The sequence below is a fragment of the Brevundimonas sp. EU05-FHT14B07 genome (assembly GCF_058790795.1).
The window spans coordinates 73013-86243 of the sequence record NZ_JBYTCZ010000004.1 but is presented as its reverse complement, the minus strand read 5'-3'; the positions used below and the strand labels follow the sequence as shown (position 1 = coordinate 86243).

11 protein-coding genes are annotated in these 13231 nt (G+C 67.7%); 2 read left to right on the top strand and 9 right to left on the bottom strand.

Features of this window, described 5'->3' with window-relative positions; genetic code table 11:
• Positions 1-3: 3 nt before the first annotated feature.
• The 9 genes from AC3WRC_RS10810 to trmB form a co-directional block, all read right to left on the bottom strand.
• Positions 4-441 (bottom strand): DUF2141 domain-containing protein, encoded by a 438-nt coding sequence (locus AC3WRC_RS10810; protein ID WP_492303845.1) that lies wholly within the window; start codon positions 439-441, stop codon positions 4-6.
• Between the two features lie 157 nt (positions 442-598).
• Complete coding sequence (locus AC3WRC_RS10805) at positions 599-1690, bottom strand: serine hydrolase domain-containing protein (RefSeq protein WP_055754671.1); 1092 nt, start codon at positions 1688-1690, stop codon at positions 599-601.
• A 77-nt stretch (positions 1691-1767) separates the two neighbouring features.
• On the bottom strand, positions 1768-2577 hold the full coding sequence (locus AC3WRC_RS10800) for a helix-turn-helix domain-containing protein (protein WP_055754672.1): 810 nt from the start codon (positions 2575-2577) through the stop codon (positions 1768-1770).
• 119 nt (positions 2578-2696) lie between these two features.
• On the bottom strand, positions 2697-5729 hold the full coding sequence (infB, locus tag AC3WRC_RS10795; protein WP_492303844.1) for a translation initiation factor IF-2: 3033 nt from the start codon (positions 5727-5729) through the stop codon (positions 2697-2699).
• A gap of 108 nt (positions 5730-5837) precedes the next feature.
• Positions 5838-6497, bottom strand: a complete 660-nt coding sequence (locus AC3WRC_RS10790; RefSeq protein ID WP_292079705.1) for an RNA-binding protein — start codon at positions 6495-6497, stop codon at positions 5838-5840.
• 18 nt (positions 6498-6515) lie between these two features.
• Positions 6516-8249, bottom strand: a complete 1734-nt coding sequence (gene nusA / locus AC3WRC_RS10785) for a transcription termination factor NusA (protein WP_492303843.1) — start codon at positions 8247-8249, stop codon at positions 6516-6518.
• Positions 8249-8848 carry a ribosome maturation factor RimP gene (gene rimP, locus AC3WRC_RS10780; protein WP_492303842.1) on the bottom strand — a complete coding sequence of 200 codons (600 nt, stop codon included), beginning with the start codon at positions 8846-8848 and terminating at the stop codon, positions 8249-8251. Before rimP ends, nusA begins: the two co-directional genes overlap by 1 nt.
• Positions 8849-8987: 139 nt before the next feature.
• Positions 8988-9482, bottom strand: coding sequence for a DUF1993 domain-containing protein (locus tag AC3WRC_RS10775; RefSeq protein ID WP_055754677.1), 495 nt, complete (start codon positions 9480-9482; stop codon positions 8988-8990).
• A 35-nt stretch (positions 9483-9517) separates the two neighbouring features.
• Complete coding sequence (gene trmB, locus AC3WRC_RS10770; protein ID WP_174085389.1) at positions 9518-10234, bottom strand: tRNA (guanosine(46)-N7)-methyltransferase TrmB; 717 nt, start codon at positions 10232-10234, stop codon at positions 9518-9520.
• Between the two features lie 149 nt (positions 10235-10383).
• Here trmB and AC3WRC_RS10765 point away from each other — a divergent pair, with 149 nt between their 5' ends.
• Positions 10384-11862, top strand: coding sequence for an amidohydrolase (locus AC3WRC_RS10765; protein ID WP_492303841.1), 1479 nt, complete (start codon positions 10384-10386; stop codon positions 11860-11862).
• Positions 11862-13202, top strand: a complete 1341-nt coding sequence (locus tag AC3WRC_RS10760) for an amidohydrolase family protein (protein ID WP_492303840.1) — start codon at positions 11862-11864, stop codon at positions 13200-13202. The genes AC3WRC_RS10765 and AC3WRC_RS10760 overlap by 1 nt, the downstream gene beginning before the upstream one ends.
• Positions 13203-13231: the final 29 nt, after the last annotated feature.

The window sequence follows — 13231 nt, the reverse complement described above, 5'->3', positions numbered from 1 at the left end:
CGCTTACTTCAGGTCGATCGACTGGGTCGTCGCGCCGGCGGCGGTGAACTTGGCGCGTTCCCATGAAGCCGGTCCCATATTGCCGACGGCGTTGTTGGAGAAGGCGAAGGGCTCGACCGGCATGCCGAAGGGATTGGTGTTCATCTTCCCGTCGCCGTTCAGGTCATGGAAGGCGCGCACCGCATAGTCGCCGTCGGGCAGGCCGTCGAAGGTGACGCTGGTCTGGCCGGCGGCTGCATCCAGCTTGGCGACCTGGGCCGGCTGGCCCACGCCGCCGTAGTTGGCCTCGCTATTGAAGACAGCGACCATGATCTGGCCTTGGGGCGCCGCGCTCGGGAAGGCGACGGTCAGGTCGGCGGCGAAGGCGGGCGCGGCCGGCGCCGCAACGGTAAGGGCGGCGGCGAGAGCGAGGACGGGAGCGATGGCGGCGACAGTCTTCATGACGGCGTATCCTGTGTCGGTGAGAGGACCGACGACCGGCCCTCAATGACCGGACCGTGCCGTCGTCCCCCGCCCTTCACCACCGCGCTTGCGGCGATGAACGGCCGCCGTTCGCCAACGACCACCCTCGTTCATTCGCGAAGCGCGAACGAACGCCTTACTTCATTGCCGCCAGCGCGTGGTCCGCGATCAGGGTGTCGGCGATGCCGTGCGGATTGCGGACGTTGTAGTTCTCGGTCGTCACCACCACGACCACGTCCAGATCCGGAACGATCACTACCTTATTGCCGCCGGTCCCAGCCATGCTCCAGGCGGGGTGGGCCACGCCATTGACCTGATAGGTCGGCAGCCAGACCAGATAGCCATAGTCACCTCGGTCGGGATCGACCTTGGAATGTGGGGCGGTCATGGCCTTCGCAAAGGCTTCTGGCAGGACTTCGCGCCCGTCCCAGCGGCCCTGGTTCAGCAACAGTTGGCCCAATGTGAGCAGGTCACGGCTGCGCAGGCCCAGGCCGCCGCCGCCCTGAGCGAGGCCCGTTGGCGAGGTCTGCCACTGCTCGCCCTCGATCCCCAGCGGGTCGAAAAGGGCGTCGCGCGCAAAGGCCTGAAGCGGTTCGCCCGTCGCCGACTGGACCACGGCGCCCAGGGTGGTCACGCCGGCGGTGCAATAGCTGAACGCCCGGCCATAGGGCTGGTCCGCCGGTTTCGGAATCCAGGCCGGAAAGCCCCGGATCGGCAGGTCCATGGCGAACTTGACCCAGTCCTCGATCAAATACATCCGCTCCTCGTTGCCACGCGAGAAGGAATTGTCGTCGTCGCATTCCAGCAGCGAGCTCATGGTCAGCAGGTCCTCGACCGTGATCGCCGCCTTGCGCGGATCGGGATTGTCGAATGGGCCGTGGTCCGAAACGAAGGGCAGGACCGGGGCGTCGACGCTGGCGATGTCGCCGCGCGCGATCGCGGCGCCGACCAGCATGGCGGTGACGGTTTTAGTCACGGAGCGGGTGTTGCGTCGGGCCTCGCGGCCCGCTTCATCGAAATAGACTTCATGCACAAGTCGGCCGTGGCGGGCGATGAGGACGCTGGTGATCTTCTGGAAGGTCCCGGCGCGGACGGCGGCGTCCATGGCCGTCAGGCGCTCGGCCGAAACCTGCTGGGTTTCGGGTGTGGAGACCAGCCAGTTCGGCTCGGCCATCACGGGTGCGGGGACAAGCGCGAGCCCGAAGGTCGCAAGAAGCAGATGACGCATGACGGTCCTTGGAGGGGAGAAGACGACCTTGTCCCACGTCGGTTAAGGGGCGTCTTGAACAGGTGAAACCGTAGACTTCAGGCGAACAGGGCGCGATAGCGTGCGGGCGTCAGGCCGTAGAGGACGCCGAACTCGCGCGTCATATGGCTCTGGTCGGCATAGCCCGCGCCTAGGGCCAGTTCGGCCAGATCGCGCCCTCGCACCATCAGGGCCGCCGCCCGATCCGCCCGCGCCCGGCGAATGGCGACGGCGGGCGAACAGCCGAAATGCCGGCGATAGCGGCGGGCCAGAGAGACGGGATGCACTCCGACCATTCGGGCGACCGTCGCCACCTCCAACCCTGGCCGGTCGGTTAGGTCGTGCAATACCTCATGGGCGCGGAGCAGCCACTCCGGCGCCGGATCCTCGTCCAGTTCGCCCGGCGACAGGACCGCGGCCACCAGGTCCAGGGTCAGCCCCTCCATCACGACCGCGTCTCCAGCCGCAAACCGCCCTGCCACCCCGACCAGCCTTCGCGCTGCACCCTCGGCTCGCAGTCCGCGCAGACGCAGGGGATCGCCGCGCCCGGCCCCCTTAGGCGGATCGAAGCTGATCGACAGAAAACGACCACCCGCCACGTCGAAACAGTCGCGGTGTTCGACGCCCGGCGGGTTCCACACCAGGGCGCCGGGGCCGAAGGCGCCGCCCTGAGGCGTCAGGGCATCATGGGCTAGGCTGCGGTATCCGCCGTCCAGGGCCAGAACGAAATGGGCGTCGTCATGAGCGTGTAACTCCACGCCCTCGGGCGGGCGGCTGGCGACCCACAGGCCGACGCGAAAGCCCCCGGCCTCCACCGTCCGCGAAGCCGCGCCGAAGAAGTCACCGGAGGATAGATGTGGTCTAGCCATGAAGCGATCCCCCGCGCGGCGTTTGCGGCCACGCTTGGCATCATGCGCAGGAACCGCGCAAAGAAAAAGGCCCGGAACCTGAGTTCCGGGCCTTGGTCTCTTCGTGCTCGCGACGGGAACTAGTCCAGCGTGCGCTTGATCTCTTCGACCGTGAAGCACTCGATGTAGTCGCCTTCCTTGATGTCCTGGAAGCCCTGGAACTGCATGCCGCATTCCTGGCCGGCCGTGACCTCGTTGACCTCGTCCTTGAAGCGCTTGAGCGTGTTGAGCGTGCCCAGCTCCAGCACCACGACGTCGTCGCGGATGATGCGGACGCGCGCGCCCTTGCGGACCACGCCTTCCGACACCCGGCAACCGGCGATCTTGCCGATCTTGGAGATGTCGAACACCTGAAGGACAGCAGCGTTGCCCAGGAAGGTTTCGCGTTGCAGCGGCGCCAGCATGCCGGACAGCACGCCTTTGATGTCGTCCAGCAGGTCGTAGATGATCGAATAGTAGCGGATCTCGACGCCTTCGCGTTCGGCCAGATCGCGCGCCTGTTTCGAAGCCCGGACGTTGAAGCCGAGGATCGGCGCACCGGCCGACTTGGCCAGGTTGACGTCGCTCTCGGTGATGCCGCCGGCGCCGGAATAGACCGTGCGGGCGCGAACCTCGTCGGTGCTCATCTTGTCCAGCGAACCCATGATGGCTTCGGCCGAACCCTGCACGTCCGCCTTGATGACGACCGGCAGTTCCGAGGCCTTCTTGGAGCCCAGCTTGGCCATCATGTCGACCAGCGAGACCGAGCCGCCCGAAACCTGGGCCTTCTCGCGCTTTACCCGCTGACGGTATTCGGTCAGCTCGCGGGCGCGGGCTTCGGATTCCACCACGGCGAAGACGTCGCCGGGCGAGGGCGCCTCGTCCAGGCCGAGAATCTCGACCGGAACCGACGGACCGGCTTCGGTCAGCTGCTCGTTGCGTTCGTTCAGCAGGGCGCGAACCTTGCCCCACGATCCGCCGGCGACGACGATGTCGCCGCGCTTCAGCGTGCCGCGCTTGACCAGGACGGTGCCGACCGGGCCGCGACCCTTGTCCAGCTTGGCCTCGATGACCACACCCTCGGCCGAGCGATCGGCGTTGGCGCGCAGGTCCATAACCTCGGCCTGGATCAGGATGGCTTCCAGCAGGCCGTCGAGGTTCATCCGCTCCTTGGCCGAGACCTCGATGATCTGGGTTTCGCCGCCCAGGCTTTCGGCGATGACTTCGTACTGCAGCAGCTCGTTGACGACCTTCTGCGACGTCGCGCCGGGCTTATCCATCTTGTTGACCGCCACGATCAGGGGCGCATTGGCCGCCTTCGCGTGTTGGATGGCTTCGATGGTTTGCGGCATGACGCCGTCGTCGGCGGCGACGACCAGGACCACGATATCGGTCACATTGGCGCCGCGCGCCCGCATGGCCGAGAAGGCGGCGTGGCCCGGGGTGTCCAAGAAGGTGACCTTCTGGTCGTCCGGCAGGCGAACCTGATAGGCTCCGATGTGCTGGGTGATGCCGCCGGCTTCGCCGCCTGCGACGTCGGTCGTGCGCAGGGCGTCAAGCAGCGAGGTCTTGCCGTGGTCGACGTGGCCCATGATGGCCACGACCGGCGCGCGGGTGTCGGAGGCGTCCGCATCGTCGGCCTCGCCCAGGAAGCCGGTTTCGATGTCGGATTCCGAGACGCGCTTGACGGCCATGCCGAACTCTTCGGCCACCAGTTCGGCGGTGTCGGAATCGATCACGTCGTTGATCTTCATCATCAGGCCCTGCTTCATCAGGAACTTGATGATGTCGACGCCGCGCACGGCCATCCGGTTGGACAACTCCTGCACGGTGATGACGTCGGGAATGACGACTTCACGCGGACGGTTGGGCGCATCGGTCGAGCCGCCCTTGCGCTTTTCCTTCTCACGTTCGCGAGCGCGGCGGACCGAGGCCAGCGAGCGCATCCGCTCGGCGGCGTCGCCGTCGCCGACCACGGACTGGATGGTCATGCGGCCTTCGCGGCGCTTGGGCTCGCCGCGCGTGCGGCTGACGGCCTTGCCGGCGTCGGAGAAACGCTTCTCGCGATCGTCGTCACGACCGGCCGGACGACCGAAGCCGGCGCCGGGCGCACGGGCCGGACGCAGAACATTGGCCTCGGCCGGCGGGGCGTTCGGGGTCGGACGACCGCCAGGGCCGGTGCGCGCGCCGCCGGGACGGGCGGCGCCGGGCGCCGGACGCGGATTCAGGGCCGAATAGCGGACGGGCTCGGCCGGCTTGGCGCCTTGCGGACGTTGACCGCTAGGGCCCGAACGGGCGCCCTGCGGACGGTCGCCTTGCGGGCGATCGCTCTGCGGGCGGTCCGAATAGGCGCGATCGCCGCCGCCCATCGCCTGCTCGCGGGCCGAACGGCCGCCGAAGGCCGGACGCTCGGGCGCGGCGCGTTGGGGATTGCCGGGCTTGGGCACACGTTGGCCAAAGTTGACTACCGGGCGGGCCGGAGCGGCCGGACGGGCGGGAGCAGCCGGGGCCGGGGCCGCAGGCGCCGGGGTCGGCGCGACAGGCGCAGGCGCGGCGGCGACGGGCGCGGCTGGCTTTGGCGCGGGCTTGGCCGGCGCGACGGGCGCAGCCGCCGTCAGCTTGGCGGCTTCGGCGCGTGCAGCTTCTGCAGCGGCCTTGGCGGCGGCGGCCTCGTCGCGAGCGGCCTGGGCGGCGCGTTCGGTGGCGGCGGCCTGTTCGCGGGCTGCGGCGTCTGCGGCGGCCTTGGCGGCGGCGGCGGCGTCAGCCTTGGCGGCGTTCGCTTGCGTGGCCAGGGCGATGGCGCGACGGCGGGCTTCCTGCTCCTCGGCCGACAGGGCGCCGCCGGCGGGTTGCGACGGACGCGGACCTTGCGGACGCGGCGCCTGCGCGGCCTGTTGAGGACGTGCGACATCGAAGCCCTGCGGACGTTGCGGTCCGCCGGCGCCGGCGCGGCGCTTGGTCTCGACCACCACCGTCTTGGATCGGCCATGGCTGAAGCTCTGCTTCACGGTGCCGGTCGGCACCGATCCCACAACGCGCGGCTTCAGGCTCAGCGGAGCGCGCGGCCCCGTCTGGGACGGCGTGCCGCCCGTGTTGCCTTGGCCTTGGTTGGTCTTGTCGTTTTCGTCGCTCATCCGGTCGCTTTACTCGGGGCGGAAAGGCCCGCCGTCCTCATCTAATACCCATGAACGACCGTGAGCCCGTCTCCGCCCTTGGAGACAGGCCCTCGGCCGCTAAAATCCTCAGCTCGCCCCTGTAGGGGGTGCTCCCGCCGATCCGTCCTCGACACTGGAAACGTCCCAGTGAGGGGGGCGAAGCGGCCGAAATCCAGCCAGTCGTTCGACCTCGATGGTCCACCGATCGGCGCGTCCGCCCGCAAGCAGGACGGCGTGTATCGCATTTTCCAGCCCAAGGGCCAAACTCAAATCGTCCGCCGTGAACGCGCCGCAGATCTTGGCGGTCTGATGACGGGCCAGGGCGAGGATCTTTCCGCGCCCGTCGGCCGAGCCATCGGCGGCTTCCAGCACCCAGGCGGCCTTGCCCGCACGCAGGCTCGCCGCGGTTTTCTCGAAGCCGGATATAAGAACGCCTTCGCGCCGGGCAAGACCCAGCTGGTCGAGACAGCGCCTTGCCAGCAGCCGTTCGATGACATCGGCCAGGTCGGCCGGGGCGGTCAATTTGGTCTTGGCCGCGCGGGTGAAGCCGTTCTTCTTGACCGCCGCCTCGACCGAGGCGCGGCTGGCTTCGACCCACAGGCCGCGTCCGGGCAGTTTCCTGCCCAGGTCGGGGACCACCTGGCCATCGGGCCCGGCGACGAAACGGATCAGGCGAGATTCGTCCATGACCTCGTGAGAGACGAGGTCCCGGCGTTCTCTATCGATCGTTGCGTCGCGCAAGCTCATATGTGGCCAGGTCTCCCATCACGCGTTCGACGGTTCGGCGTCGGACTCTTCGCCCTCGGCCGCGTCGTCTTCGGCGGGCGCGTCGCCGAACACCTGGTCCGGATCGTATTCGCCCTCGGCGTAGTCGCCCTCTTCTTCGTACTCTTCCGGCTCGGGCTGCGGCAGTTCCGAAGCGTCGATCCAGCCGGCCGCGACGCGGGCCTGCAGGATCAGCAGCTCGGCGTCTTCCTGCGCCAGATTGAAGCTTTCCAGCACGCCGGGGACCTTCACCCGCTCGCCGTTCTTGACCTCATAGCCGCCGCGGATTTCGTCGGTGGCCAGGTCGGCCAGATCCTCGACCGTCTTCACGCCGCCTTCGCCCAGGGCGACGGCGATGGGCAGGGTGACGCCCGGCACCTGAAGCACGCCGTCCTCGACGCCCAGTTCGACGCGCTTGGCGTCCAGCTCGGCGGCCTTCTTGTCCAGATATTCGCGGGCGCGGGCCTGAAGCTCTTCAGCGGTCTCTTCGTCGAAGCCTTCGATCTCGGAGACTTCGTACGGATCGACATAGGCCAAGTCCTCGACCGTGGCGAAGCCTTCGGTAACCAGCAGCTGGGCGATGACTTCGTCGACGTCCAGGGCTTCCTGGAACAGGCCGGTGCGCTCGGCGAACTCGCGCTGACGACGCTCGGAGTCCTGAGCCTCGGTGATGATGTCGATCTGCCAGCCGGTCAGTTGCGAGGCCAGGCGGACGTTCTGGCCGCGACGGCCGATGGCCAGCGACAGCTGCTCGTCCGGCACGACCACTTCGACGCGGCCGGCTTCTTCGTCCAGCACGACCTTGGAGACTTCGGCCGGGGCCAGGGCGTTGACGATGAAGGTCGGCTCATCCGGATTCCACTGGATGATGTCGATCTTCTCGCCCTGCAGCTCGGCGACCACCGCCTGCACGCGCGAGCCGCGCATGCCGACGCAGGCGCCGACGGGATCGATCGAGCTGTCGTTCGACAGGACGGCCATCTTGGCGCGCGAACCGCTGTCGCGGGCGGCGGCGCGGATCTCGATCACGCCGTCATAGACTTCCGGCACTTCCTGGGCGAACAGCTTGGCCATGAAGCCCGGATGGGCGCGCGACAGCATGACCTGCGGGCCCTTGGCCTCGGGCCGGACGTCGTAGATGTAAGTGCGGATTCGGTCGCCGATGTTGAACACTTCGCGCGGGATGGACTGGTCGCGGCGCATGACGCCTTCGCCCCGGCCGAGGTCGACGATGGTGTTGCCGTATTCGACGCGCTTGACCGTGCCGTTGACGATCTCGCCGACGCGATCCTTGAACTCTTCGTACTGGTTGGCGCGCTCGGCCTCGCGGACCTTTCCGGTCACGACCTGGCGGGCCATCTGGGTCTGAACGCGACCGAACTCGAACGGCGGCAGGTTCTCGACGTATTCCTTGCCGACCACCGCCTCCGGATCGCGCTTGGAGGCGTCCTTCAGGCGCACCATGGCGCTGTCATTGAACTCTTCCAGCTCGTCTTCCGGCATCCAGTCGTCCTCGACGATGGTGACGTGACGGGTCAGCGACAGTTCGCCGGTCTTGTGGTCGATCTTGGCGCGGATGTCGTGGTGCCCGCCGTAGCGCGACTTTGCGCCCTTCTGGATCGCTTCTTCGATCGCCTCGATGACGATCTCGCGCTCGATGTTCTTCTCGCGGGCCACGGCCTCGGCGATCTGCAGCAGTTCGAGGCGGTTGGCGGAAATACCGGTGACGGCCATCAGGCGTTGTCCTCAGAAGGGGTCGGGGTGTCGGTTGTCAGGTCGGAGGCTTCCCCTTCGGGAAGGCCGTCGTCTTCGGGTTCGCCGCGTGCGGCGCGAATGGCGGCGCCCCGTTTCATCAGGGCGTCGGTCAGGACCAGCTTCGCGTCGCTTAGCCAGTCGAAGGGGATCAGGGCGGTGTCGTCCTCGCCGTCCAGGTCGATCAAAACGTTGCCGTGCTCATAGCCGGCCAGCACGCCCTTGAACCGCTTGCGGCCCTCGATCATCCGGTCCGTTTCCAGACGCGCCTCCTCGCCCTCGAACAGGTCGAAGTCGATGGGACGGGTCAAGGGCCGGTCGATGCCGGGCGACGACACCTCCAGCATATATTCGCCGGGGATGGGGTCGGCGGCGTCGAACACTTCCGACACCGCGCGGCTCAGCTTGGCGCATTGTTCGACCGAGATGTCGTGGTCGGACGGCCGCTCGGCCATGATCTGGAGGCGCTGACGTTTGGAGCCGGTCATCAGGCGCACGCGCACGATGTCCAGGCCCAACGACTCCGCGATGGGGTCGATCAGGTCCAGCAGTTGGCGATCCTGGGCGGTTCTTGCGCGCAAGCGACGACTATCCAAAACAAAAGCGGCGGTCCGTCCGGGCCGCCGCTTGGAACGACGCCGTTGGACGCCGGTCTAACGATGTGAGCGCCATATAGGCCAACCGAAAGGGGTTGTCAGCCCCCCGCGATCAAACGCGCCGTCAGCGCGGCCCCAGATAGTCGCGCTTGCCGATCTCGACGCCCGCCGCGCGCAACAGGGCGTAGGTCATGGTGACGTGGAAAAAGAAGTTCGGCAGCGCAAACCCGGTCAGATAATCGACGCCGTTGAACTCGTGCTGCCCGCCGGGGAATTTCAGCACCACTTCGCGCGTCTCGGCGCCCTCGAATGCATCGCGGGGCACGCTTTCGATATAGGCGATCGACAGAGCGATGGTGGCCTTCAGCTCGGCGAACGACGCTTCGGTATCGTCCGTCTTGGGCCACTCCTGTCCGACCAACCGGGCGACGCAGGCCCGCGCCGAAAACGCCGCCGTGCGCACCTGGGCTGGGAACGGATTCATGTCCGGGGCGAGACGCGCCTCCATCAGGGCGGCCTCATCGAACCCCTGAGCAAGCGCCTTGTCGAGCAAGGCCGACAGATTGTTCAGCGTACGCACAAAGACGGGCGCCGAGGCGTCGTAGATCGAAAAGGCCATGGAGGTCAGGTCCGGTTGGAACGACCCCTTAGCTGCTAATCGACGCGCCGATATTCAAGGAAGACCGGGGTCGTGTCGCCAAGCTTCTTTTCTTCGTAGCGCGTCACGACGTGATCGGCAGGCGGGACGAACCAGTCCTGGCCGGCCGCGCCGATCCGCTCCAGTCCCGGCGTGCGGTTCAGCCGTTCCAAAGCCCATTCGGCGTAGTCCAGCCAATCGGTGACGAAGCGCAGGGTCCCGCCAGGCTTCAGGATGCGTGCGAAGGCCTGGGCCGTCTCGTTCTGCAGCAGGCGGCGCTTGTTGTGGCGCGCCTTGTGCCAGGGGTCGGGGAACAGGATCAGAACCCGGTCGATCGAAGCGTCCGGCAGGGCGTCGACCAGGTCGCGGGCGTCGTCAGCGTGGATCCGTACGTTCTTCAGCCCGCCCTCTTCGACATGGCGCAGGGCCGAGGCCACGCCGTTCAGGAAGGGTTCGCAGCCGATCACCAAGGCGTCGGGCCGCGTCGCCGCCTGGGCGGCCATATGTTCGCCGCCGCCGAAGCCGATCTCCAGCCAGACCTCGGTCGCCTCGGGCATCATCGTCTTGGGATCCAGCGGTCCGGCCTTGGGATCGCGCACGGCGATCTCGGGCAGCAGGGTCTCCATCAATGCCGCCTGGCGGGGCTTGATGGGGCGGGCCTTGATGCGGCCGAACGATCGCAGCGGGCGGTCGAGATGCGGGTTTTCGTCCTCGGGACGGTCATCGGCGTTCATGCGCCTGCCGTTAGCCGTCGCCGGCCAAAGCGTCCAGAACTAGCGTCCAGAAGACGAACGCGGAAACCTTTTGACGGTCGCGACCGAACGCCCTTCTATGACGGTCACAAGCGGCGTCGGGGCTGACGCTTCGCGGGAGAGGGATTTCGATGATCGGACATCATCTGCGGGGCGTCAGCCTCGCGGCCATTACATGCGCCGTGCTGGGCCTGTCGGCCTGCGCCACCACCGGCTCGACCCCTGACGATACGGCCGCGAAACCGTCGAAGGACCGGACCCTGGCCGCCGGTCTGGATCCCGCGACGACGCTGGATCCCTATCCGTCCACCTATCAGCCCCTGCCGCGCGACAACTTCGCCGTCGTCGGCGCCACCGTCCTGACCGGCACGGATCGCAAGATCGAGAACGGCGTGGTCGTGGTCACGGACGGCAAGATCGCCGCCGTCGGCGACGCCTCGACCCCCGTCCCTTCCGGCTATCGCGTCGTCGAAGCGCGCGGCCGCTATGTCACCCCCGGCGTCATCGACGTGCACAGTCACCTGGGCGTCTATCCGTCGCCCGGCGTCAGCGGCATGAGCGACGGCAACGAGGCGACCAGCCCGAACACCGCCCAGGTCTGGGCCGAACATTCGCTGTGGCCCCAGGACCCCGGCTTCAACACCGCCCGCGCCGGGGGCGTGACCACGCTTCACATCCTGCCTGGCTCGGCCAATCTGTTCGGCGGCCGCGGCGTGACGATCCGCAACGTCCCCTCGATCACCATGCAAGGGCTGAAGTTCCCGGCGGCCCCCTATACGGTCAAGATGGCCTGCGGCGAGAACCCGTCGCGCGTCTATGGCGGCCGCAACCAAAGCCCGGCGACGGGCATGGGCAATATGGCCGGCTATCGCGCCGCGTTCATCGCCGCGCGCGACTACAAGGCCAAATGGGACAAGTGGCGCGAGGACGGCGAAGGCGCCGCCCCGACCCGCAACCTGCAGAACGAAACCCTGATGGGCGTTCTGGACGGCTCGATCCTGATCCAGAACCACTGCTACCGCGCCGACGAGATGGCGCTGATGATGGATATGGCCAAGGAGTTCGGCTACCGCATCACGACCTTCCACCACGCCACCGAAGCTTACAAGTTGGCGCCGCAACTGGCCGCCAACGGCATCTGCGCGGCCATGTGGACCGGCTGGTGGGGCTTCAAGATGGAGGCCTTGGACGCCATTGAGGAGAACGCCGCCCTGGTCGACGCCCAACAGGGATCGTGCGCCGTCATCCACTCCGACGACGCCGAACTGACCCAGCGGTTGAACCAGGAAGCCGCCGCCGCCCTTTCGGCCGGTCGTCGCGCCGGGCTGAATATTTCCGAAGAACACGCCATCGGCTGGATCACCTCCAACGCCGCCAAGGCCATCGGCATCGCCGACCAGACCGGGTCGCTGGAGCCCGGCAAGCGCGCCGACGTGGTGATCTGGAGCGCCGATCCCTTCTCGATCTACGCCCGCGCCGATCAGGTCTTCATTGACGGTGCCCTGACCTTTGATCGCAGCAACCCCGCCTATCAGCCGACCAGCGACTTCGAACTGGGTCAGCCGGGCTATGGCCTGACCGCCGCCAACGTCACGGAAGGAGCCCGCTGATGCGCCTGTCTCACATCCTCGCGGGCGCCGTCGCGGCCCTGTCTATCGCCGTTCCTGCGATTGCGCAGGAAACCGTCGCCATTGTCGGCGGGCGCATCCTGACCGGCAACGCCGTCATCGAGAACGGCACGGTCGTGATTCGCGACGGCAAGATCGTCTCGGTGGGCTCAGGCGGCGCGCCGTCCGGCGCCCGCGTCATCGACGCAGCGGGCAAGACGGTCGCGCCCGGTTTCGTCGCCGTGGATTCCGGCTTGGCCGGGACCGAGGTCAGTTCGGTCAGCGGCACCAACGAACTGCGCAACAGCGCCAATACGCTCAGCGCCGCCTTCGACATCTCGTACGGCCTGGACCCCTGGTCCTTCACCCTGCCGGTCGCGCGGCTGGGCGGCATCACCCGCGCCATCGTCGTGCCCCAGCATCCCGGCTCGTCCGGCGGCCACGTCCATGAGGACGAGACGGCCGGCGCCGGCGACGGCGGCTATCAGACGCCGGGCCTGTTCGCGGGCCAGGCGGCGATCATCAACTTGGGTCAGGGGTCGAACATCCTGGTCAAGCCGCGCGTGGCCATGGTCGCTCCGTTCGGCGAGGCCGGAGCCGGCATCGCCGGCGGCGCGCGCGGGGCGCAGTTCGTCCTGTTCAAGGAGACCCTGTCGGAAGTCCGCCTTTATGCCCGCAACAAGTCGGCCTATGAGCGGGCGGGCCTGCGCGACCTCAGCCTGTCGCGCGCGGATCTCGAGGCGCTGATCCCTGTCGCCAACGGGACCATGCCCCTGATCGTCAGCGTCCACCGCGCCTCGGACATTCAGCAGGTGCTGCGCCTGGCGCGCGAGGAAGGGATCAAGCTGATCCTGGACGGCGCCGAGGAAGGCTGGCTGGTCGCCGGCGACATCGCCGCAGCCGGCGTGCCGGTGCTGCTGAACCCCATCTCCAACCTGCCCAGCGATTTCGAGATGCGGGCGGCGCGGGCGGAAAACGCAGCGGCTCTGAACGCGGCGGGTGTCTTGATCGCGATCAAGGGCAACGAAGGCTCGACCCACCGCGCACGCGAGGCCCGTTACAACGCCGGCAACGCCGTCTCGCACGGCCTGCCCTACGCCGCCGCCATCGCAGCCCTGACGGTCAATCCGGCCAAAATCTTCGGCATGGCCGGTCAGTTCGGCCAGATCGCTCAGGGCGCAGCGGGTGACGTGGTGGTCTGGTCCGGCGATCCGCTGGAGCCGCTCAGCCAGCCGTCGGCCGTCTTCGTCGATGGCGTCGAACAGCCCCTGACCAGCCGCCCGCTGATGCTGCGCGACCGCTATCGCCAGCAGACGCCGATGCCGCCGGCCTATCGCAACTGAGGACCGCTTAGGTCTGATCGGAAAGGGCG

Bases quoted from the DNA above. Each gene is read 5' to 3' on its own strand.
- trmB (WP_174085389.1), bottom strand. From the start codon at position 10,234: ATGAACGCCGATGACCGTCCCGAGGACGAAAACCCGCATCTCGACCGC.
- nusA (WP_492303843.1), bottom strand. From the start codon at position 8,249: ATGGCCGTCACCGGTATTTCCGCCAACCGCCTCGAACTGCTGCAGATC.
- AC3WRC_RS10800 (WP_055754672.1), bottom strand. From the start codon at position 2,577: ATGGCTAGACCACATCTATCCTCCGGTGACTTCTTCGGCGCGGCTTCG.
- AC3WRC_RS10760 (WP_492303840.1), top strand. From the start codon at position 11,862: ATGCGCCTGTCTCACATCCTCGCGGGCGCCGTCGCGGCCCTGTCTATC.
- AC3WRC_RS10775 (WP_055754677.1), bottom strand. From the start codon at position 9,482: ATGGCCTTTTCGATCTACGACGCCTCGGCGCCCGTCTTTGTGCGTACG.
- AC3WRC_RS10790 (WP_292079705.1), bottom strand. From the start codon at position 6,497: ATGAGCTTGCGCGACGCAACGATCGATAGAGAACGCCGGGACCTCGTC.
- AC3WRC_RS10810 (WP_492303845.1), bottom strand. From the start codon at position 441: ATGAAGACTGTCGCCGCCATCGCTCCCGTCCTCGCTCTCGCCGCCGCC.
- AC3WRC_RS10805 (WP_055754671.1), bottom strand. From the start codon at position 1,690: ATGCGTCATCTGCTTCTTGCGACCTTCGGGCTCGCGCTTGTCCCCGCA.
- infB (WP_492303844.1), bottom strand. From the start codon at position 5,729: ATGAGCGACGAAAACGACAAGACCAACCAAGGCCAAGGCAACACGGGC.
- AC3WRC_RS10765 (WP_492303841.1), top strand. From the start codon at position 10,384: ATGATCGGACATCATCTGCGGGGCGTCAGCCTCGCGGCCATTACATGC.